At 72.7% G+C, this 20666-nt stretch carries 24 protein-coding genes and 1 tRNA gene; 4 read left to right on the top strand and 21 right to left on the bottom strand.

Annotation, left to right across the window (positions count from 1 at the left end; genetic code table 11):
- Positions 1-49: 49 nt before the first annotated feature.
- From G5B56_RS18495 to G5B56_RS18430, 14 genes are all read right to left on the bottom strand, one after another.
- On the bottom strand, positions 50-709 hold the full coding sequence (locus G5B56_RS18495; RefSeq protein WP_009856949.1) for a class II aldolase/adducin family protein: 660 nt from the start codon (positions 707-709) through the stop codon (positions 50-52).
- Positions 706-1797: an S-methyl-5-thioribose-1-phosphate isomerase gene (mtnA, locus tag G5B56_RS18490; protein ID WP_164964194.1), complete on the bottom strand. Its 1092-nt coding sequence runs from the start codon at positions 1795-1797 to the stop codon at positions 706-708. The genes G5B56_RS18495 and mtnA overlap by 4 nt, the downstream gene beginning before the upstream one ends.
- The gene (locus G5B56_RS18485; RefSeq protein ID WP_164964193.1) at positions 1794-2663 is read right to left on the bottom strand and encodes an S-methyl-5'-thioadenosine phosphorylase; all 870 of its coding nucleotides are present in this window, start codon (positions 2661-2663) and stop codon (positions 1794-1796) included. Before G5B56_RS18485 ends, mtnA begins: the two co-directional genes overlap by 4 nt.
- Positions 2664-2811: 148 nt before the next feature.
- Entirely contained in the window at positions 2812-3774 is a 963-nt protein-coding gene (gene dusA, locus G5B56_RS18480; protein WP_404947965.1) for a tRNA dihydrouridine(20/20a) synthase DusA, read from the bottom strand.
- Between the two features lie 106 nt (positions 3775-3880).
- Positions 3881-4681: an alpha/beta fold hydrolase gene (locus G5B56_RS18475; protein WP_240920852.1), complete on the bottom strand. Its 801-nt coding sequence runs from the start codon at positions 4679-4681 to the stop codon at positions 3881-3883.
- Positions 4682-4752: 71 nt separating this feature from the next.
- A complete protein-coding gene (locus G5B56_RS18470) occupies positions 4753-5634 on the bottom strand; it encodes an alpha/beta fold hydrolase (protein ID WP_164964190.1) in 882 nt (293 codons plus the stop codon).
- Between the two features lie 98 nt (positions 5635-5732).
- Positions 5733-6095, bottom strand: a complete 363-nt coding sequence (locus G5B56_RS18465) for a carboxymuconolactone decarboxylase family protein (RefSeq protein WP_009856955.1) — start codon at positions 6093-6095, stop codon at positions 5733-5735.
- A gap of 118 nt (positions 6096-6213) precedes the next feature.
- A complete protein-coding gene (locus tag G5B56_RS18460) occupies positions 6214-6633 on the bottom strand; it encodes a hypothetical protein (RefSeq protein WP_164964189.1) in 420 nt (139 codons plus the stop codon).
- 281 nt (positions 6634-6914) lie between these two features.
- Positions 6915-7850, bottom strand: a complete 936-nt coding sequence (locus tag G5B56_RS18455) for a lipocalin family protein (RefSeq protein ID WP_164964188.1) — start codon at positions 7848-7850, stop codon at positions 6915-6917.
- Positions 7831-8301, bottom strand: a complete 471-nt coding sequence (locus tag G5B56_RS18450) for a phage holin family protein (protein WP_164964187.1) — start codon at positions 8299-8301, stop codon at positions 7831-7833. Before G5B56_RS18450 ends, G5B56_RS18455 begins: the two co-directional genes overlap by 20 nt.
- A 9-nt stretch (positions 8302-8310) precedes the next feature.
- A complete protein-coding gene (locus G5B56_RS18445) occupies positions 8311-8646 on the bottom strand; it encodes a YqjD family protein (RefSeq protein ID WP_164964186.1) in 336 nt (111 codons plus the stop codon).
- Positions 8647-8659: 13 nt separating this feature from the next.
- Positions 8660-8902: a GlsB/YeaQ/YmgE family stress response membrane protein gene (locus tag G5B56_RS18440; protein ID WP_164964185.1), complete on the bottom strand. Its 243-nt coding sequence runs from the start codon at positions 8900-8902 to the stop codon at positions 8660-8662.
- Between the two features lie 88 nt (positions 8903-8990).
- Complete coding sequence (locus G5B56_RS18435; RefSeq protein ID WP_164964184.1) at positions 8991-10022, bottom strand: nitronate monooxygenase family protein; 1032 nt, start codon at positions 10020-10022, stop codon at positions 8991-8993.
- A gap of 79 nt (positions 10023-10101) precedes the next feature.
- The gene (locus G5B56_RS18430) at positions 10102-11259 is read right to left on the bottom strand and encodes a glycosyltransferase (RefSeq protein WP_164964183.1); all 1158 of its coding nucleotides are present in this window, start codon (positions 11257-11259) and stop codon (positions 10102-10104) included.
- Between the two features lie 446 nt (positions 11260-11705).
- Between G5B56_RS18430 and G5B56_RS18425 the strand changes: the two genes are divergently transcribed.
- Positions 11706-12092, top strand: coding sequence for a hypothetical protein (locus tag G5B56_RS18425; RefSeq protein ID WP_164964182.1), 387 nt, complete (start codon positions 11706-11708; stop codon positions 12090-12092).
- Positions 12093-12135: 43 nt separating this feature from the next.
- Positions 12136-12513 (top strand): hypothetical protein, encoded by a 378-nt coding sequence (locus G5B56_RS18420; protein WP_164964181.1) that lies wholly within the window; start codon positions 12136-12138, stop codon positions 12511-12513.
- A gap of 24 nt (positions 12514-12537) precedes the next feature.
- Here G5B56_RS18420 and G5B56_RS18415 read toward each other — a convergent pair whose 3' ends face one another.
- A complete protein-coding gene (locus G5B56_RS18415; RefSeq protein ID WP_240920847.1) occupies positions 12538-13392 on the bottom strand; it encodes a photosynthesis regulator in 855 nt (284 codons plus the stop codon).
- A 321-nt stretch (positions 13393-13713) separates the two neighbouring features.
- Here G5B56_RS18415 and G5B56_RS18410 point away from each other — a divergent pair, with 321 nt between their 5' ends.
- Positions 13714-15111 carry a TAXI family TRAP transporter solute-binding subunit gene (locus tag G5B56_RS18410; protein WP_081666886.1) on the top strand — a complete coding sequence of 466 codons (1398 nt, stop codon included), beginning with the start codon at positions 13714-13716 and terminating at the stop codon, positions 15109-15111.
- Between the two features lie 73 nt (positions 15112-15184).
- Here the strand turns inward: G5B56_RS18410 and G5B56_RS18405 are convergent, their stop codons facing one another.
- The gene (locus G5B56_RS18405) at positions 15185-15586 is read right to left on the bottom strand and encodes a hypothetical protein (protein ID WP_206023550.1); all 402 of its coding nucleotides are present in this window, start codon (positions 15584-15586) and stop codon (positions 15185-15187) included.
- Positions 15587-15705: 119 nt separating this feature from the next.
- Here G5B56_RS18405 and G5B56_RS18400 point away from each other — a divergent pair, with 119 nt between their 5' ends.
- Positions 15706-16434 carry an autoinducer binding domain-containing protein gene (locus G5B56_RS18400; protein WP_164964180.1) on the top strand — a complete coding sequence of 243 codons (729 nt, stop codon included), beginning with the start codon at positions 15706-15708 and terminating at the stop codon, positions 16432-16434.
- A 506-nt stretch (positions 16435-16940) separates the two neighbouring features.
- Here the strand turns inward: G5B56_RS18400 and G5B56_RS18395 are convergent.
- From G5B56_RS18395 to pheT, 5 genes are all read right to left on the bottom strand, one after another.
- Positions 16941-17165, bottom strand: coding sequence for a zinc ribbon domain-containing protein (locus G5B56_RS18395; protein ID WP_009856969.1), 225 nt, complete (start codon positions 17163-17165; stop codon positions 16941-16943).
- A gap of 116 nt (positions 17166-17281) precedes the next feature.
- Positions 17282-17358: transfer RNA gene (locus G5B56_RS18390), tRNA-Pro, on the bottom strand.
- Between the two features lie 40 nt (positions 17359-17398).
- Complete coding sequence (locus G5B56_RS18385) at positions 17399-17836, bottom strand: MerR family transcriptional regulator (RefSeq protein WP_009856970.1); 438 nt, start codon at positions 17834-17836, stop codon at positions 17399-17401.
- Positions 17837-17869: 33 nt separating this feature from the next.
- Positions 17870-18229 carry an integration host factor subunit alpha gene (locus G5B56_RS18380; RefSeq protein WP_014428661.1) on the bottom strand — a complete coding sequence of 120 codons (360 nt, stop codon included), beginning with the start codon at positions 18227-18229 and terminating at the stop codon, positions 17870-17872.
- Between the two features lie 19 nt (positions 18230-18248).
- Positions 18249-20657 carry a phenylalanine--tRNA ligase subunit beta gene (gene pheT / locus G5B56_RS18375; RefSeq protein WP_164964179.1) on the bottom strand — a complete coding sequence of 803 codons (2409 nt, stop codon included), beginning with the start codon at positions 20655-20657 and terminating at the stop codon, positions 18249-18251.
- Between the last annotated feature and the right edge of the window lie 9 nt (positions 20658-20666).

The raw sequence follows: 20666 nt of genomic DNA, 5'->3' as shown, positions 1-20666 counted from the left end.
GGCCGGCGTCGGCGGGCTCCTAAGCCGCTGTACGGCCTGTCCTACGCCGTCAGCCGCGGCGCGCGCTGCGGCCGTAGCTGCGGAACCTGGCGATCACCTCGTCCATCTCGGCACGGCCGAGCACACGCGGCTCGGTCACCGCCAGCGCCTTCAGGTAGACCTCGCACAGCGACTCGATCTCCTGGCAGACCTTCATCGCCTCGGCCAGCGTCGCGCCGGCGGCCACCAGCCCGTGGTGCGCCAGCAGGCAGGCCTTGCGATCGGCCATCGCCTCGCCGACCGCCGCCGACAGCGCCTCGGTGCCGAAGGTGTGATACGGCACCAGCGGCACGGTGTCGCCACCGGCCACCGCGATCATGTAGTGGAAGGCCGGCAGCGGCCGGTCCAGGCAGGCCAGCGCCGTCGCGTTGGGCGAATGCGTGTGCACGACGGCGTTCAGGTCAGGCCGGGCGCGGTAGACCGCCTGGTGGAAATGCCATTCCGACGACGGCTGCCAGGTCCCTTCGACACGGCCGTCGGCGAGGAAGACCCGCACGAAGTCCTCGCCGCAGACCTCGGAGCCCATGCCGGTCGGCGTGATCAGCATCGCGTCGCCGCAGCGCACGCTGAGGTTGCCGGTGCTGCCGCGGTTCAGCCCGCGCGCGTCGAGCAGCCGCACCGCGGCGGCGGCGTCCTCGCGTGCGGCGACCTCGACGAAGGGCACGCTCATCGTGCGCTCCGGGCGGCCAGCGCGCGCAGCGCCGTCTCGTCGGCCGGGAAGACGCCGTGCTCGGTGACGAGGCCGCTGACCAGGCGCGCCGGCGTGACGTCGAAGGCCGGGTTGGCGGCCGTCGTGCCCTGGGGCACCAGGCAGACCTCGGCCAGTTCGCCGGCCGCCGTCAGCCCGGCGATGTGCGTCACCTCGCGCGCGCTGCGTTCCTCGATCGGGATCTCGCGCACGCCGTCGGCGAGTTGCGGGTCCAGCGTCGAGGTCGGCATCGCGACGTAGAACGGCACGCCGTTGTCGTGCGCGGCCAGCGCCTTCAGATAGGTGCCGATCTTGTTGCAGACGTCGCCGCGGATCGTCACGCGGTCGCAGCCGACGATGCACAGGTCGACCTCGCCACGCTGCATCAAATGGCCGCCGGCGTTGTCGGCGACCAGCGTGTGCGGCACGCCGGCCTTGCCCAGTTCCCAGGCCGTCAGGCTGGCGCCCTGGTTGCGCGGGCGCGTTTCGTCCACCCACACGTGCAGCTCGATGCCACGCTCCTGGGCGCGGTAGATCGGCGCCGTCGCGGTGCCCCAGTCGACGGTGGCCAGCCAGCCGGCGTTGCAGTGCGTCAGCACCCTGACCGGGCCGGGGCGCTTCGCCGCGATGGCCTCGATCAGCGCCAGGCCGTGGTCGCCGATGGCACGGTTGACGGCCACGTCTTCCTCGGCGATCGCGTCGGCCAGCGCCCAGGCGGCGGCGCGGCGCTCGGCGGCCGGCAGCGGGCGCAGGTGGCTCAGCATGCGGTCGACGGCCCAGGCCAGGTTGACGGCGGTCGGGCGCGCGGCGCGGATGCGTTCGCAGCCGGCTTCGAGCGCGGCATCGCCGGCGTCGGCGTTCATCAGCAGCGCCACGCCGTAGGCGGCGCTGGCGCCGATCAGCGGCGCGCCGCGCACCCACATGTCGCGGATCGCGACGATCATCTCGTCGGCGCTGGCGACGCGTTCGATGACCAGGCGGTGCGGCAGCAGGCGCTGGTCGATGATCTCGACCGCCGCGCGGCCGGCGACGGCGCGGATGGTGCGCAGCGGGGTTCCGTCGACCTTCATCCGAGCACCCGGCCGGCGATGGGTTGCAGGCGCTTCACGACCTCGGGGTCGCGTGCGGCAGGCGCGGTGATGATCGCGTTGTCCAGCGCGTGGCGGCAGCGGCAGGCGGCGGCGTGTTCGTCGTGGGCGACGTCCTCGGCCAGGCCGCGCACCATCTGGCGCGCGTTCTCGGCGTTGTCCAGCAGCACCTTGACGATCGCGTCGACGGTCACGGCGTCGTGGCCGACGTGCCAGCAGTCGAAGTCGGTGACCATGCTGACCGAGCAGTAGCAGAGCTCGGCCTCGCGTGCGAGCTTGGCCTCGGGCATGTTGGTCATGCCGATGACGCTGCAGTTCCACGAGCGGTACAGGTGCGACTCGGCGCGCGTGGAGAACTGCGGCCCTTCCATCGTCAGGTAGGTGCCGCCGCGAACATGCGGCACGCCCTGCTCGGCCAGGCGCTTCTGCACGTGGTCGCCCAGGCGCGGGCAGGTCGGGTCGGCCATCGAGACGTGGGCCACGCAGCCGGTGCCGAAGAAGCTCTTCTCGCGCGCGAACGTGCGGTCGATGAACTGGTCGACGATGACGAAGGTGCCCGGCGGCAAGTCGGCGCGCAGGCCGCCGACGGCGCTGCACGACAGCACGTCGGTGGCGCCCAGCTGCTTCAGCGCGGCGATGTTGGCGCGGTAGTTGACCTCGCTCGGCGGGATGCGGTGGCCGCGGCCGTGGCGCGGCAGGAAGGCCAGTTCGGCGTCGCCCAGGCGGCCGAGGAAGATCTCGTCGGAGGGCGCGCCCCAGGGCGTGTCGACCGAGACCCAGCGGGTGTCGGTGAGGCCGGGCAGGTCGTACAGGCCGCTGCCGCCGATGATGGCGAGTCGTTTCGTCATAGGTCGTCGAGGCGCCGCGGCACGCGGCGGAGTCGGGAACGAGGAAGGCCGGCGCCCGCGCAGGCGGCCGGCCTCGTGCCGCCGGCGTTCACGCCGCCGGCGATGGCCGCATCCTACGTCGCGCTGCCGCGTCTGCGGCTGCCGAATGTCAAGCCGCCGGAGCGCCCTGCTCCGCCGCGGCACGCGCCGGACGCTGCGCCAGCGCGTGCACGGCAGCCGCCGGCTCGGCCTTCAGGCGGTGGTCCGACCAGACCTGGCGCCAGCGCCGCGCGCCGGCCTCGCCGTTCCACAGGCCCAGCATGTGGCGCGCGACGTGCGCCCAGGGCACGCCGGCGGCGGCCTGACGCTCCATGTAGCGCACCATCGCCAGCTCCACCGCGGCGCGGTCGGACGCCGGCGCCGGTGCGCCGAAGAAACGTTCGTCCCAGGTCGAGAGCGTCCAGGGCTCGTGATACGCGGCGCGGCCGACCATCACGCCGTCGACGTGGGCGAGCTGCGCGGCGATCGCCTCGTCGCCGGCGATGCCGCCGTTGACGACGATGGTGAGCTGCGGGAACTCGGTTTTCAGCCGGTGCGCGACCTCGTAGCGCAGCGGCGGGATGTCGCGGTTCTCCTTCGGGCTCAGGCCTTCGAGCCAGGCGTTGCGCGCGTGCACGATGAAGACCTCGCAACCGGCCTCGGCCACGCTGCCGACGAAGTCGCGCACGAAGGCGTAGCTCTCGTCCTTGCCCAGGCCGATGCGGTGCTTGACGGTGACCGGCAGCGAGACCGCGTCGCGCATGGCCTTCACCGCGTCGGCGACCAGCGCCGGCTCGTTCATCAGGCAGGCGCCGAAGGCACCACGCTGCACACGCGGGCTGGGGCAGCCGCAGTTCAGGTTGACCTCGTCGTAGCCCCAGCGCTCGGCCAGCTTCGCGCAGGCGGCCAGATCGGCGGGCTCGCTGCCGCCGAGCTGCAGCGCGACCGGATGCTCCTCGTCGCCGAAGTCGAGGTGCCGCGGCTGGTCGCCGTGCAGCAGCGCACCGGTGGTCACCATCTCGGTGTACAGGCGCGCGTGCTGGGTCAGCAGGCGGTGGAAGTGGCGGCAGTGGCGGTCAGTCCAGTCCAGCATCGGCGCAACACAAAGGCGCCAGGGGCTGGGTTCGACGGCAGGGACGGAAGCAGGAACGGCAGACATCGCAGGGCTCGCGCGCCGGGCGGCGCAGCCGGCGATTGTCTCAGCCCGGCGCGCGCACGAAGTCCTGCAGGGCCTCGATCACGCACTCCGGGGCGCTCATGTGCGGCAGATGACCTTCGGCATCGATGACACGCAGCGTGCTGCCGGCGATCGTGCGGTGCAGGAACTCGGCCGCCTCCAGCGGCACGGCGGCGTCGGCTCGTGTCTGCAGCAGCAGCGTCGGGCGCTGCAGGCGCTGCAGGGTCTGGCGGTAGTCGCACTGGAAGATCGAGCACAGCACGGTCAGGATCGCGTCGGCCGGCACGCTCTTGATCGCCCGGGCGAAGTGCTCGGCGAGTTCGGGCCGGTCGCGGTTGCCCATCGCCACCGGCGCGAACTGTTCGGCCCAGGCGTCGCGGCCGATCGTCACCGCGCGGTACAGCGCGTTCAGGTCGGCCTCGCTGAAGCCGCCGTGGTAGCCGGGCTCGTCGAGGTAACGCGCCGACGCGCCAATGCAGGCCAGGCGCGCAAACTGCTCCGGACGCGCGATCGCGGCGAGCATGGAGGCCGTGGCGCCCATCGAATGGCCGACCAGCACGACGTCCTTCAGCGCCAGTTCGTCGAGCAGCATGTTGAGGTCACGCGCGTAGCCGTCCATCGTCAGGTAACGATGCTGCTCGAAGGCCGCCGGGTCCGAACGGCCGGCGCCGACGTGGTCGTACAGCACGATGCGGAACTCGTCGGCGAATGCGGGCCAGATCGTGTCCCAGGCGCGCTGATCGGTGCCGAAACCGTGCGCGAACACGAGGCTCCGGGCCGCGCCGGCGCGGCCCACGATGTGGACGTGGTGCTTGTCTCGCACTTCCAAGAGCGGCCTCCCCAAGGTCCTCCGCGAGCGATTGTCACCAGCGACCGGACGGCAAGAAGCCGGTCTCAGGCCCGGCGTGTATTGGCTTCGATCGTGTCGGCAAAACGCGGCAGCAGTTCGGCCGGCAGGTCGTGGCCCATGCCGTCGACGATCTCGACCTGCGCGCCGCGGATCTTGACGCCCAGGTCGTGCGCCGCCGCCGGCGGCACCAGCGGGTCGGCGCGGCCGTGCAGCACGACGGTCGGCGCGCGGATCGCACCGAGCATCGGCGTGCGGTCGCCGTCGGCGATGACGGCGGCGATCTGGCGCGCCGTGCCGGCCGGGCGCCAGGCGCGGTCGACGGCTTCCTCGAAGCGGCGGCGCATCACCGCCGGGTCGGGCGGGTAGCCCGGGCTGCCGATGCGCTGCATCACGCGCTCCAGGTGGGCGACGATCGCGGCGCGCGAGTTGTCCGCCGGGCGAGCGAGCAGCGCCTGGCGCGCGCGCAGCGTCGGCTGCGGCAGGCCGCGCGCGCCCGAGGTCGTCATCATCAGCGCCAGGCTGCGCACGCGCTCCGGGCGACGCGCGGCGATGTGCTGGGCGATCATGCCGCCCATCGAGGCGCCGCACAGGTGCGCAGAAGCCAGTCCCAGCGCGTCCATCACGCCCAGCGTGTCGGCCGCCATGTCGGCCAGCCGGTACGGCGAGCGTGACGGCAGGTGCAGCGCGTAGCGGATGCCGGCGAACGCGAGGTTGGGCACGCCCAGCGCGTCGAAACCCTGGCTCAGGCCGGCATCGCGGTTGTCGAAGCGCACGACGCGAAAGCCCCGCTCGACGAACTGCTGCACGAACTCCTCGGGCCAGGCCGTGAGCTGCATGCCCAGCCCCATCACGAGCACCAGCGGCGTGCCGTCGGGCGGGCCGCGGTCGTCGACTTCGATGGCGATGCCGTTGGCGGTGACCTGCATCAGCGGCCCCCTGCCCCGGCGCGGAACGGGCCGCGGCGGCGGCACGGGACGCGGACAGTCATGGCGCCGATGTTATCGGCAGCCGTGCCGCCGCGGTCTCAGGCGGCGGGCGCCGCACGTTCGCCGCCGAACTCCTCGTAGGCCTGCAGGGCCTTGGCCGCGTACATCAGCGAAGGCCCGCCGCCCATGTAGACGCACAGCCCCAGCATCTCCTCGAACTCGGCACGCGTGCAGCCGAGCTTGACCAGCGCGTCGGCGTGAAAGCCGACACAGGGATCGCAGCGTGCGCCGACCGACAGCGCCATCGCGATCAGTTCCTTGGTCTTCTTGTCCAGCGTGCCGCTCTTCGTGGCCGCCATGGCCAGGGCGGAGAAGCCCCGCGTGGTGTCGGGAATGTCGGCGCGCAGCTTGGCCAGCGAGGCCGAGATCGAGGCGGTGAGGTCGCGATAGGAGTCGGTCATGATACGGGGCGGGGTATGATTGCCAACCCGCATTCTGCCCCTTCCGACGGCCGTGTGCTTGCCCTGGCACAAGCCGCGGCAGCGTCGGGCCAGCGGCCTGCCCGCCCGCACCAGCGTCTCACTCGACGACGAAGAGGAAGCCGACCAGCTCGCCGCGCTCGTCCTGCATCTCGTAGACGTCGGCGCCGTCCACCGCCGCCGGGCCGGACATCCGGGTCGCGGCCGCCCGGGCCGCAGCCAGCGCCGCCAGGCGGTCGGGCACGGCGTCCCAGGCGGCATGCTGCTGCCGGTGCGCCTGTTCACGCGCCGCCAGCACCGCCGGCGTGTCGCCGGCTTCGCCGTCGGGGGTCAGCGTGCCATCGGCGCGCGCACGCAGGTACTCGTCGCGCACGGCCGCGCGTGACGGCGCCTCGGGAGCGGCCACCGGCACCAGGCGCACGCCGGGCGGCACGCGGGCCGGCTCGGCCAGCGGCTCCTGGGCGACGGCGCTGCCGGCGGCCACGGCCAGCGCGGCGATCAAGGGGGACATCGGGTTCATCGGACACCTCCTGGTGCGAGGGCGGGGTCGAGCCGGCCGGCATCGGGCGGTCGTACAGGCTCGTCGCCATCCTCGTGACGGGCCGCCGGGAAGGCTGCCCCATGACGACAACCGTACGCCGCCACCCGGCGGGTGCAGGTCGGGCGGCAAGGCACGGTGGCGTAGGACGAAGCCGTGTGCAGCGCGCACCCGGCCTTGGAGCAGGCGCGACGAGGCGCGAGCCCGCACGCCTGACGGTGTGACCGCCGCGGGGGAACGCGGTGCCCCCGCTGTTCGCGTCGTCAGACGCGGCCCGGTGTGCGCGTCGCGGCGTCGCCGCCCGGGTCGGCGGCTCCGTCCTCCGGCGGGAGATGCAGGTGCAGCCGCTCGACGGCGAAGCCTTCGCTGCGCGCGATGTCCAGCAGGGCCTGCAGCGTCTGCGGCGCAACCGACGGCGTGCGCGACAGCAGCCACAGCGACTCCCGGCTCGGGTGGCCGAGCAGCGCCACCGTGTAGCCGCGATCCAGCGCGAGGATGCGGCAGTCGGCCCAGCCCAGCGGCAGCGCGTGCAGCCAGGACGGCAGGAAGTTCTGCTCCAGCCGGGCATTGCCGCTGCCCGGCACCACGCGCACCACGCCGCGGGCGACACGCTCGCGGCCGTCGGCCCCACGGCCGCGGTTCTCGACCCGCAGCCCGTCGCCGGACAGGATGTAGTGCACCTGCGGCGAGCCGACGCCCGCGGCAGCGCGCCGCGAGCCCAGCCGCGCCACCTCGTGCCAGGTGCCGGCGTAGCGCGCCAGATCGACGTGCTCGACGGTGGCCAGCGGCGGCCAGGCCGGCGGCTGCATCCACTTCTGCAGCAGCGGCACGCCGACTCCGAGCACGGCAGCCGCCGTGGCGGGGCTGGTGCGGTCGCGCCAGCGTGCCGGCAGCAGCGGCCACAGCAGCCCCAGCAGGCTGGCCCAGGGCAGCGCGGCGGCGTCGCCACCCACGGGCGGCGGCACGCGGGCGGACGGCGGAACGGTGGCAGGCCCCGTCTTCAGCACGCGCCACAGCGCTGTTCCGGCGAGCAGCACGGCCAGCCCCGAGGCCGCCAGGCGCCACGGGCTGGCCGCGCGGCGCGCACGCCGGCCCAGCGTCTCGGCGCCGGCGACCAGCCGCCGCTGACGCGCGATCAGCGCCGCCTCGGCCGCCTCGATGCGCGCGTCCAGGTCGGCGTCAGGCGGCAGCACGTTCATCGGCAGGGTCCGGGTTGGCCTGGCGCGGCGGGGACGTCGGCGTCAGCGTCAGGTGACGCCGCGTGCGCGGCAGTTGCAGCAGCGGCACCAGACGGCGGATGCGCCGCAGCGCCAGCAGCGCCGCCGCCAGATTCAGCGCCAGCACCAGGGCCAGTGCCCAGGCCCAGTGCAGGCCGGCTTCGAGCAGCGCGACGGTGGCGCCGGCCCACAGCGCCAGCCAGCCGGTGACGGCCAGCACCGCGACCGCCACGACCAGCATCAGGATCTGCGCCAGCGCACGGCCGGCGCGCACCAGCTCGAGCGACAGCAGCTCGACCCGGTCGCTGACCAGGCCGGGCAGTTCCTGAAGCAACGACTGCAGCGTGTCCAGCCAGCCCTGGGGCGGCGGCGGGGACGAGGCCGCATCGGCCCCGCCCTCGCCGCCCGGTGCTGCGCCGCGGGCGTCGTCCATCGGCGCCGCTCAGCGCGTCAGGCGCGCGATCAGCACACCGACGGCCAGCGCGGTGGCGATCGCGGCGATCGGGTGCTCGCGCACCGTCTCGCGCAGGCTCTCGGTCCACTCGTCGCCGGTCTCGCGCAAGGCATCGGCCTTGGCGTGCAGGCGCTCCTGGGCGTCGTGCACGCCGTCGTGCAGCCGGCCGACGTGCGGCGCGGCACGATCGGCCAGCCGGTCGATGGTCTCGTGCGCGCCCTGCACCACGCGCTGCAGCAGTTCGTCCTGCTGGACGCGGCCGTCGGGGCTGCCGGCCGTGGCGGCGGCGGCAGCGCGGGGGGTGTCGTCGGGAGTCGAAGTCATCGGGGATCTCCAGTCAACGCGGCGTGCCGCGACGGAACAGGTTGACGAGGGTCGGCACGATGACCGCGCCGGCCAGCGAAACGAGGAGCGCGCCAAGGCTGGGCTCGCCGATGCCGACCTGCGGCGACAGCAGCCAGACCGCCAACGCCGCGCCGATGACGCCGCCGACGGCGTGGAGGAACAGGCCCTGCTGCGCGTCGGAGCGCGTGATCCTGCGGGCGCCCCCGCCGACGGCAAGCCAGACGACGGGGTTCATCACCGGCAGCTCCTGTCTCCATCATCTGGCAATCGCAGTGCCCGGACCGATGCGGGGGGCTTCGCGCCGAGGCCGGGGCGCGGCGCGCTCAGGCGTCGAAGCCGGCGGCCAGGGCCTTGACGACCTCGGCCGCGGGCGCTTCGCGGCAGCCGTCGCGGCGCGTGCCCGACCACAGCGGCGTGAAGTCGTCGCGGCCCAGCGCCTCGGCACGTTCACGCAGCGGCGCCAGCGCCGCCGACGCCAGCGGGAACGGCGGCGCCACCGCGCTCAGCGGGCCCAGCTCGCGCATCGCCCGGTTGACGAGCCCGCGCGCCAGGCCGCCGGAGAACAGGTTGGTCAGCACCGTTGGCTCCGACGGCTCGCGCAGCCGGGCGCGGTGCAGCGCCGAGGTGCGGGCCTCGTCGCAGAGCAGGAAGGCGGTGCCGCACTGCACGGCCGCGGCGCCGCGCTCCATCGCCGCACGCACGCCGGCCGCGTCGGCGATGCCGCCGGCGGCGATGACCGGCACGTCCAGCCGCGCCACCAGCGCCGAGACCAGCGTCGCAGTGTCGAGCTGGCGCGCCGGGTCCGGGTCGAGGAAGTGGCCGCGGTGGCCGCCGGCCTCCAGCCCCTGGGCGATGACGGCGTCGACGCCGCGAGCCTGCAGCCACAACGCCTCGTCCAGCGTCGTCGCCGAAGCCAGCACGAAGGCGCCCCAGCGGTGCACGCGCGCCAGCAAGGCCGGCTCGGGCAGGCCGAAGTGGAAGCTGACGATCGGCGGACGCACGGCCTCCAGCAGCTCCGCGGCCTCGGCGCCGAAGGGTTGTCGGCTGGCCACTGCCGCACCGGGCCCGGGCGGCGGCAGGCCCAGTTCGTCGTAGTACGGCGCCAACGCGGCCAGCCAGCGGCGGTCGAACGCCGCCGCGGGCGGCGGCGGCACGTGGGCGAAGAAGTTGACGTTGTATGGCCGGCCGGCGTCACGCAGCCGCTGCAGCGACTGCTCGAGCGCTGGCAGCGGCAGCATCGCCGCTGCCAGCGAGCCGATCGCGCCGGCGTCGGCGGCAGCCAGCGCCAGGCACTCGTCCTGTACGCCGGCCATCGGGGCCTGAATCAGGGCCAGGGTCTGGAACGGGAGGCGCATGCATCGATACTGCGTCGCTGCAGATGGCCCCGGTTCCGCTGGTGGCAGGCCGGACGCGGCGCCGTGCCGGCGCGAGAGATCAGGCCGGAGCGGCATCGCCCAGCCGCCCTGCGCCGCGGCGCTCGGCCACCGCGCACAAGACCTGCTCGAAACGCTGCAGCACGAGAGGCCAGTCGGCCGCGACAGCGCTCTCGCGGGCCCGGCGGCGCAGGGCCGAGCCGGGCCGGGCCTGCGCCAGCGCACGGGCCAGTGCGGCCTCGAAGCCGGCTTCGTCGCCCGGCGGCGCCAGGCAGCCGTTGTCGCCGTCGACCACGTGCACCGCGGCGGCGGCGGTGTCGAAGGCGGCGAGCGCCAGCCCGCTGGCCAGGGCTTCCAGCGTCACGTTGCCGAAGGTGTCGGTCAGGCTCGGGAAGGCGAAGGCGTCGGCGCTGGCGTAGTGACGCGCGAGCTCCTCGCCGGTGCGCTGGCCGACGAAACACGCCTCGGGGTGACGGCGCTGCAGGCTCGGGCGCTGCGGGCCGTCGCCGACGACGACCATGCGCAGCCCCGGCCGGGCGGCGCGCAGCCGCTCCCAGCAGCGCAGCGCCAGCGCGACGTTCTTCTCCGCCGCCAGCCGGCCGACGTGCAACAGCACCGGGTCGGCGGCGGCGGCGCCCCAGGCGGCACGCAGCCTGTCGTCGCGCCGCGCCGGATCGAAACGCCGGGCGTCGACGCCGCGGCCGCTGACCGCCAGCCGCCGGAAGCCGGCTGCCGCGAGCTCGGCCGCCAGCGCGGCGGTCGGCACGAAGCTGCAGTCGGCGCGCTCGTGCAGACGCCGCAGCCAGGCCATCACCAGCGGCTCCAGCCAGCCCAGCCCGTAGTGCCGGCCGTAGGCGTGGAAGTTGGTGCGGAAGTCGGCACTGGTCGGGATGCCCTCGGCGCGGGCGGCGGCCAGCGCGGCGTGCGCCAGCGGCCCGGGTGTCGCGACATGCACCAGTGCCGGCGCGATCCGACGCCAGCGCCGACGCAACGCGGCCCGTGTCGCCAGTCCCCAGCGCAGCTCGGGATACATCGGGATCGGCGCGCCGGCACAGCGCCATTCGTCGGCGTCGTCGCGTGCCGCCTCGCCACGCTGGCGCGGGCGCACCAGATGCACCGGGTGGCCTGCGGCCCGGAGGTGGGCCACGGTGCGCGCGGTCGTCAGCGCGACGCCGTTGACTTCGGGCGGATAGGTTTCGGTGACGTAGACGATCTGCACGTTCCCTCTCGTGAATGACGCCGCAGGCGGCACAGGGCGCCTTGGCCGCAGGCGCGGTCTTGGCCCCGCGTGCGCATGACCCCGAATGCCGACCTGCCTTGACGCCGTTTCGCCGACGCGTCGGCCGCCCGCCAGGCGGTCGATTGCGACCTGCCGCTCATTGAGCCGGCGCTGCGTGACAGTGACGTGAGCGGCCTGGGCGTGCTGCATCCGGCGCGGACCGTGTCGAGCACGACCGTCACGGTGCCACGCATGGAACATGCTGCAGCGCAGCAACGCTCTGGTATAAGGACTCATCCTGGTGACCGCTGACGCCATGAACCGCTTCTTGCCCCCGCTCGCCGTCCACGATCGGTCGGTCCCCGTCGTCCAGGCCGCCGCGCCTGCGCCGCTGCAGGCGCGGGTGGCGACGCCGGCCGCACCGGCACGCTGAGGCCCGCCGCGCCATGCGCATCGCTGTCGCCGTCGACGAGAACGCCGGCCGCATCGCCGGCCACGCCGGCCAGTGTCGCCACTGGCTCGTCTACGAATGCCGCGCCGGCCAGCCGCTGCCGCAGCCGCAGACCCTCGAGCTGAGCCGGGAGCAGCTTCCGCATCACTTCAGGGACGACGGCCCGCATCCGCTGCGCGGCTGCGAGATGCTGGTCGTGGGCAGTGCCGGTGACGGCTTCGTGCGTCACATGGCCAGCTGGGGCGCGGAGGTCGTGCGCACCGGCGAGTCGGACCCGCGCCGCGCGCTCGAGCGCCTGATCGCGGGCGACCCGCTGCCCGACACCCGACCGGACGTGACGCGGCTGCTGTGCAAGCTGCGTGACCTCTTCTCGCGCCACTGAGGCCGCGCTTGACCCGGGGCGCGCCCGGCGCGAGCATGGGCCGATGAACGATCCTGTTCGCAGCGCCCGCCGCCAGAGGCGGGCCGTCATCGGCCTGGTGCTGGTTTCGACGCTGGGCGGCGGCTGCGCATCGGCCGATGGCGAGCGCGTGAGCGTCTTTCTTTCCGCGGGCACGCGGCAGTGCGAGCCGGCCGCGGCCGATCCGATGGACGCCGCGCTGCAGCGCCTGGCGGCTGCCGGCGTGCAGGCGACCGCACCGCGCTGCGGCCACGATGGGCGCATCCGCGCGGCGATGTGCGGCCTGTCAGACGGCCGCATCCTGGTCGTCGATGTGCCCGGCGCGATGCTGGACGAGGCACGGACCTTGGGCTGGCGGCCACTGGCCGAGCTGCCCGACGCGCAGCTGCGGCGCTGCGGGTGATCCCGGCCGGCGCGGCCGCCGGAGTCAGTGCAGCAGCTCGAAGCGCGAGGCCCAGCGGCTGCTGCCGTCGGCGCCGACGCGGCGCGCCGCGCTGCGGTCCTCGTGGAAGGCCCGCCCGCTAACGACGACGACCAAGTTCGGGTTGAGCGACACGGCACGGGCCCGGGAGATGAACTGCGCCAGGCGGTCGAGCCGGTGCGAGCGACGGAACGACGGGCTCAGCGAGATGCAGAGCACGTCGTAGTGGCGCGCGGCAACCAGGGTCTGCAGGGCGTCGTCGGTTTCCGGGTACTCGGACTGCGGCAGCCAGCCGGCCTGCCAGAGCGACTCCGCGTCGAGCGCGGCGCCGAGCATGTGGGGCTCGCCGGGCAAAGGCACGACCAGCGCGGCACGGCCGGCATGGCCGGCGACGCGCGAGCCGCAGCCGTCGAGCTGGCGCAGCTCCGACAGCAGCCGGCACAGCCCGATGGTGACCTCGCTCTCGGTGCAGTCGTCGGACGACCACAGATCACCCAGGCGGCGAGCCGCCGGCTCGACGAGCCCGGTGAACAGGCGGTGCAGTGAACCGTGGCCGGCGTAGTGCTCGCAAAGCAGCTCTCGCACGCCGGTGCCGGTGGGCCCCACCAGGCGGCGGGCCAGTTCGATGGCCCGGCGCTCGTCGACAACAGCCGGCAGCGACTGGTGCCAGGCCACGAGGCCGGGCAGCAGCACGGACTCGATCAGGCGCATCACCTCGGGCTGCGAGCGCCCGGCGGGCGCCGGTGCGCCATGGCGCCCGGCGGACACCACGGCCGGCATCGTGCAGGGCGCCATCGCGACGCCGCCTGCACAGGCCGAGACGCCCATCTGCAGCGGCAAGACGACCGAGCGCCGGCGCACCGCAGCGCTGCGCAGCGCGTACCACAGGCGTGCCAGGCGGTCTGCTGGGCCAAGAAGCCAGAGTGCCGCGCGCAGGGTGCCGCTCCACCGGGGCGAGATCGACTTGCCAGCGTCCCGCGGTGACGGCTCCGAGGCGGGCGCAGGTCCGGTACTGCGTTCCGTCATGCGCCAATCCTAATCACGAATGCCGGACGGGCATGTGGTTGCGACAAACACTAGTCACTTTCCCTGAGTCCTGCGTGCGTCCGCCTGCCGGAACACGAGAGACGATGCCATGTGACGGAAAGCAGCCCGATCTTCTCTCCGTTATCGTCGTGCCCGATGGACTCCGGCCCCCCTTCCCCGCGCGCACCGCTGGCCCGCCCGCTCGCGCTGCGCTGGCGTGACGCGCTGCTGCAGTTGTCGGCCTGGGCCTCGCTGGCCCTGGCGGTGGCGGCCGTGGCGGCGGCCTGGGTGGCCTACCGCTGGCTGGAGCCGACGCCCGAGCGCCGCATCGTCATGGCCAGCGGGCCGGCACAAGGCGCTTACGAGGAGTTCGCGCGGCGTTACGTCCCGCTGCTGCGCGCGCACGGTGTCGAGGTCGAGATCCGGCCCACCGGCGGCTCGGCCGACAACCTCCGGCTGCTGCGCGATCCGGCCTCCGGCGTGCAGGTGGCGTTCGTGCAAGGCGGCGTCGACGAGATCGTTGACCGGGACTCCGACACGCTGCAGTCGCTGGGCACGATCGCGCACGAGCCGCTGTGGGTGTTCTACCGCGAGGCCAGTGCGCGGGGTTTCGGGCCAAGGGGGCCGAACCGCGTGGCGCAGATGGCCGGCTGGCGCGTCGAGGTCGGCCCGCAAGGCGGCGGCACGGCGCCGCTGTGGCGGCAGATCCTGGCCGCCAACGGCGTCGACCCAAGAGCGATGCGGCTCGAGCACCGGCCGACCGTGTTCGGCGTCGTCGAGCTCGTCGAGGGCCGGGCCGACGCGCTGGCGATGGTCTCGGCCGCCGATGCGCCGCTGGTGCAGTACCTGCTGCGCGCACCCGGCGTGCGGCTGATGGACTTCGAGCAGGCCCAGGCCTACGCCCGTCGGTTCCCGTTCCTGCACGCGCTGGCGCTGCCGCGAGGCGTCGTCGACCTGGCGCACGACCAGCCGCCGCACGACCTGCACCTGGTGGCCACCAGCGCCTCGCTGGTGGCCCGGCAGGACCTGCACCCGGCGCTGGTTCAACTGCTGGTACAGGCCGCCCGCCAGGCGCATGGAGGTGCCGGCTGGCTGCACGCACCCAACGAGTTCCCGCAGGCGGCCAGTGCCGAGTGGCCGCTGGCGCCGGAGGCCGAGCGATTCGCGCGCAGCGGCCCGCCCTGGCTGCAGCGCTACTTCCCGTTCTGGTTCGCAAGCTTCGTCGACCGCATGTGGATCGTGCTGCTGCCGCTGGCCGCGGCACTGATCCCCTTGTCGCGCGTGCTGCCGCCGCTGCTGGCGATGCGCTTCCGCTCGCGCGTCTACCGCTGGTACGCCAATCTGCGGGAGCTCGAGCAGGCCATCGAGCGGCCGGATGCGGAGTTTGGCCGCCTGCACGCCGAGCTCGACCGCATCGACGCGCAGATCGCCCGTATCGGCCTGCCGCTGGCCTACACGGGCGAGCTGTACGACCTGCGCAGCCACGTGCAGCTGGTGCGCAAGCGGCTGCTGGTGCGCGCCTCGGCTCAGGCGGCGGAGACTGCCGCGGGCTGACGCCGCAGCGCTGGGGACCGCGAGGCCGTCTGTTCGCGCCGGAATGAGGCGAACGGAGCGTGTGGGCCGCGGCTCAGCAGGCGACGGATGCGCGCTGGCGCCGGGGCGATCGCACACGCGCCGGCTCGGCCTTCGCCGGCGAGTGGTGGCGCACCATGCGCAGGATGGTGCACACGGTTTCGCACCACGGCAGTTCGTGTGCCAGGCGGTTGAGGGCGACCATCGCCGACAGCCCCTCTTCGGCCGGCGCGGTCGCGCCGACGCAGCGCAGGTTGGACTCGATCCCGTTGGGATCGCTGAGCACCACCACGCCGGGCCGCAGTTCGGTCCAGCTCCATGTCGCGGCCACCTCGACGCCTTCGAGCGTGGCAGCCCACACGGTGTCGCCTTGCCAGCGGCCCTGCTCGTCACGCGGCGCGCGCACCCGAGTTCCCATGTGCCACCACGCCGGCCATTCGGCGGGGTCGTCCGGCATGTACCATTCACGGATGGGCCACATCCGGATCATCCAGGGTTCGACGCAAACGGTGCCCATTAGATGACGATCTGCAAAGGAATTCGCCGGCAAGGGCGCGACGATGCGCCGCGGTCGGCATGTTGGTCACGGCGATGAGATACCGGGATTTTCTGGACATTGGCACCGCGAGCGATCACGCGACGTTCAAGTCGCGGCTCGTGAGCTTTGCCCAGAATCTCGACTTCCAGATCGTCCAGGCCGTGCTGATGATCAAGCGCCCGTCGCAGCCGTCCATCGTCTCGCGCCTGAGCAACCTGCCGTCGGACTTCGCCGAGGCGTCGATGGACGAGGCGGACTCGCGGCGCGACCCGGTGCTGCAGCGCCTGCGCACCGCGAGCGTGCCCTTCGTGTACGACCAGACGACGTACGTCGAGGCCGGCGCCGGCGACCTCTGGGAAACGCAGGCGCGCTACGGGTTCCGCACCGGCATCTCGATGTCGCTGCACATGCCCGGCGGCCGCCAGTTCCTGTTCGGCGTCGACCGCGAACAGGCATTGCCGGCCGACGAGCGCGAACTGATGCGCCTGATGGCCGACCTGCAGCTGCTGGCGGTGCACGCCCAGGAGACTGCGGCGCGGGTGATGATGCCGAAGCTCGACAGCCTCCCGAAGCGTCCGAAGCTCACGCCGCGCGAACGCGAGGTGCTGCAATGGACCCGCGAGGGCAAGTCGGCCTGGGCGATCGGCCAGATCCTGTCGATGAGCGAGCACACGGTGGTGTTTCATCTTCGCAATGCGATGACGAAGCTCGAGGTCTCCAGCAAGCACAGCGCGGTGCTGAAAGCCATGGAGATCGGGCTGCTCTGAGGCCTCGGCACGCGAGAGCCTCCCGGTTGGCGAAAAAAGAGGCGTCGCCCATGACGGGCGACGCCTGACGCGAGTGCGCTGGAGGGACGAACGCTCCCGCATCGAAGGCCCGGGTCGTGATCACCAGCACTTGCCGGGCGCAGAAAACATTGCGCGCTGAAAACCGATGGCGCCGGGAGCGAAATCCCGCCGAATTCCATCGGGTCAGCACCGCAATTCAATAATCAATCAGAGGCCGCCGGTGCGAGGGAAGCCCAGGATTTCAGCAATGATGTCCCACATGATCGTCTCCCGATTAAGCCTTGCGGCTGCCAATTCAGTGAGACGAATTCCACCAGCGGAACGCCGTTTCCGGTCCTCCAAACCTTTGCAGGTATGACCCGCAGACGCGCGCCGGCGCCGCCCGACGTCTGGTGACGGGGCGCTGCCAGAGGAGGAGCACCCCGCGGCTCAGGGGCGGCGGATTGCGACGAGGGGCCTGAGCCGCCCGCCTGCGGCGGCCGGGCTCAGTCGAAGGCGCAGGAACCCGGGCCGCCAGCGCGGCCGCAGCCGGCGCACGGGTTCGGCATCGGTGCGGGCGCATGGGCTTCGGACTTGCCCGCGGCGAAAACCGACAGCTGTTTGTCCAGCGCCGTCGAGTGGCAGTGCGGGCATTCGGGAACAGTGTCCGAGCGCACCAGCGTCTCGAAGCGCTGGCCGCAGTCCTGGCAGGCGTATTCGTAGATCGGCATCGTCAATCGTCCAAATCGAGCGCAAGGCCGCACCGGCGCGAATGGAAAGACGCGGCACAACTGGCGGCCCAAGCAAAAGGCCCGGTATCTTGCGATACCGGGCCTCGGCTTATCAATGGTCGGGATGGCGGGATTCGAACTCGCGACCCCTTGCACCCCATGCAAGTGCGCTACCAGGCTGCGCTACACCCCGACGAAGCCCTGCAGTATACCTCAGGGAATGCGCTTGTGAATCATGGCGTCAGCAACTCGCGGATCGACAGCAGTTCGGCCCGCAGATGCGACACCCCGTCCGACCAGTCCGCAGCCGTCGCGAGCTCGGAGTCGACCGCCTCGGCCGCCGGATCGGCGGCGCCCTCGAACTCCGCCGGCACCGAGCCGTCGATGGCGTCGAGCGCGGCGGCACGCGCTGCCGGATGGCCGTCGGCCAGCCGGTTGCGTGCGCCGCTGATCGTGAAGCCCTGGTCGTAAAGCAGCTCGCGGATGCGCCGGATCAGCAGCACCTCGTGATGCTGGTAATAGCGGCGGTTGCCCCGCCGCTTCATCGGCTTGAGCTGCGTGAACTCCTGTTCCCAGTACCGCAGCACATACGGCTTGACGCCGCACAGCTCGCTCACCTCACCGATCGTGAAGTAGCGTTTGGCAGGGATGGAGGGGAGCGTTTTCTCCATTGAAAACAACAGGATCGACGCGGGATCGAGACTTTACTCGAAGTCCCCCTCGGCCGGCGTGTCGCCCTGCACGATCGCCTTCAACTTGTGACTCGCGTGGAAGGTGACGACGTTGCGCGCCTTGATCGGGATGAGCTCGCCGGTGCGCGGGTTGCGGCCCGGGCGCGGCGCCTTGCGGCGGATGTTGAAGTTGCCGAAGCCCGAGAGCTTGACGTCGTCGCCTTCGACGAGCGTGCCGTGCACGATCTCGAAGAAGGCTTCGACCATGTCCTTGGACTCGCGCTTGTTCAGGCCCAGACGGTCGAACAGCAGGTCGGCGAGCTCGGCCTTCGTGAGGGTCGGCGTCTCCAGCGACGGCAGGATGACGCGTTCCTTCGGTGCGGTGTCGGTCATGTCGGATCTCGGCTAGGGCTCAGGTGCGAAGACGCGCGCCGCAGGCGGCCTGCACGCGCTCGACGGCGGCGGTGACGGCCGCTTCGATGCGCTCCTCGGTCAGTGTCGCGGCCGGGTCCAGCAGTTCCAGGCGCACGGCCAGGCTGCGTTCGCCCGCGGCCAGACCGCCACCCGGCTGAGCCGGCTTGTACAGGTCGAACAGCGTCGCCTGACGCACCAGGGCGTCGGCACGCAGCGCGGCGATCAGCGCATCGTGGCGAACGCCCTCGCCCACCACCAGCGCCAGATCGCGCCAGACGGACTGCTGGCGCGACAGCGGTTCGACGTTCGGCAGCGGGCGCTCGAGCAGCGCCGCAGCCTCGAGTTCGAAGACCACCGGCGCCTGCGGCAGTTCGTAGGCCTGCCGCCACTTCGGGTGCAGTTCGCCGACGTAACCGACGGCGCGGCCGTCGACCTCGATGCGCGCGCAGCGCCCCGGGTGCAGCGCCGGGTGCTCGGCGGCGACGAAGACCGGCTTGCGCGGCGCGAACAGCGCCTCGACGTCGGCCTTGACGTCGAAGAAGTCGACCAGGCGCTCCTTCTGGCCCCACTGCAGCGGCACGACGCCGCCGTAGGCCAGGCCGGCCACGCGCAGCGGCTGGGCGACGCCAGCGACCGCCAGCGGGCCGTCCACGGCCGCCGGGTCGCGGCGGAACACGCGGCCGAGCTCGAAGACGCGCACACGCGTCGCCTTGCGCGCCAGGTTGCCGCGCAGCACGGCCACCAGGCTGCCGACGAGGCTCGAGCGCATCACCGCCAGCGGCGCGGCGATCGGGTTCAGCACCTTGATCGGGTCGGCATTGCCGGCCAGCTCGCGCTCCCAGCGCTCCTCGACGAAGCTGAAGTTGATCGTCTCCTGGTAGTCGAGTGCGGCGACCGCACGCTGCAGCGCCGACGCGCTGCGGCGCGCCTCGGGGCGCACGCGCGCCGTCACCGGCGCCTGCGGCGGCGTCGCGGGCAGCTTGTCGTAGCCGACGACACGCACGACCTCCTCGATCAGGTCTTCCTCGATCTTCAGGTCGAAGCGCCAGCTCGGCGGCGTCACGGTCAGGCGGCCGGCTTCCTCGCTGAACTGCAGTCCCAGGCGGCGGAAGACCTCGGCGCACTGCGGCTGCGTCAGCGGCAGGCCGGTGACCTTGGCGGCACGCTCGACACGCAGCGTCACCGGCTCGGCCTTCGGCAACGCCAGCGTCTGGTCGTCCATCGGGCCGGCTTCGCCGCCGCAGATGTCGATGATCAGCTGCGTGATGCGCTCGATGTGCTCGACGGTCAGCGCCGGGTCGACGCCACGCTCGAAACGGTGGCCGGCATCGGTGCTGAAGTTGTAGCGCCGCGAACGGCCCTGCACCGCCTCGGGCCACCAGAACGCGGCCTCGACGTAGACGTTCTTCGTGTCGTCGGACACCGCGGTGGCGTCGCCGCCCATGATGCCGGCCAGCGACTCGACCTGCACCGCGTCGGCGATGACGCCGACCTTGGCATCCACGGTGATCGTGTTGCCATTGAGCAGCTTCAGCGTCTCGCCTTCGCGGCCCCAGCGCACGACCAGCTTCTCGTGGATCTTGTCGAGGTCGAAGATGTGCGACGGGCGGCCGAACTCGAACATCACGTAGTTCGAGATGTCGACCAGCGCGCTGACGCTGCGCTGGCCGCAGCGCGCCAGGCGGTCGACCATCCACTGCGGCGTCCTGGCCTTCGTGTCGACGCCGCGCACGACGCGGCCGGAGAAGCGGCCGCACAGGTCGGCGGCCTGCACCTCGACCGGCAGGCGCTGGTCGTGCGCCGGCACGACCGGCGCGATGGCCGGCGTCACCAGCGGCGTGCCGGTCAGCGCCGAGACCTCGCGCGCGATGCCGTAGACGCTCAGTGCGTGCGCCAGGTTGGGCGTCAGCTTCAGCGTGAAGACGGTGTCGTCGAGCTTCAGGTACTCGCGGATGTCGGTGCCCACCGGCGCGTCGGCCGGCAGTTCGAGCAGGCCGCCGTGCTCGTCGGCGATCTTCAGTTCGCGCGCCGAGCACAGCATGCCGAAGCTCTGCACGCCGCGCAGCTTGCCGACGCCGATCTTGAACGGCTTGCCGTCCTCGCCGGGCGGCAGGACCGCGCCGACGGTGGCCAGCGGCGCCTTCAGGCCGGCGCGCGCATTGGGCGCGCCGCAGACGATCTGCAGCGGCTCGGCGGCGCCGATGGACACCTTGCAGACGCGCAGGCGGTCGGCCTGAGGGTGCGGCTCGGCTTCGAGGATCTCGGCGACGACGATGCCGCTGAACGGCGGCGCCACCGGCGCCAGGCTCTCGACCTCGAGGCCGGACATGGTCAGCAGGTCAGCGAGCTGTTGCGTGCCGAGCGGGGGGTTGCAGAACTCGCGCAACCAGGATTCTGGGAACTGCATGCGGCTCTC

The sequence above is a fragment of the Rubrivivax sp. JA1026 genome, from assembly GCF_011065555.1.
Classification (GTDB): domain Bacteria; phylum Pseudomonadota; class Gammaproteobacteria; order Burkholderiales; family Burkholderiaceae_C; genus Rubrivivax; species Rubrivivax benzoatilyticus.
This window is presented reverse-complemented; position numbering and strand designations above follow the sequence as displayed.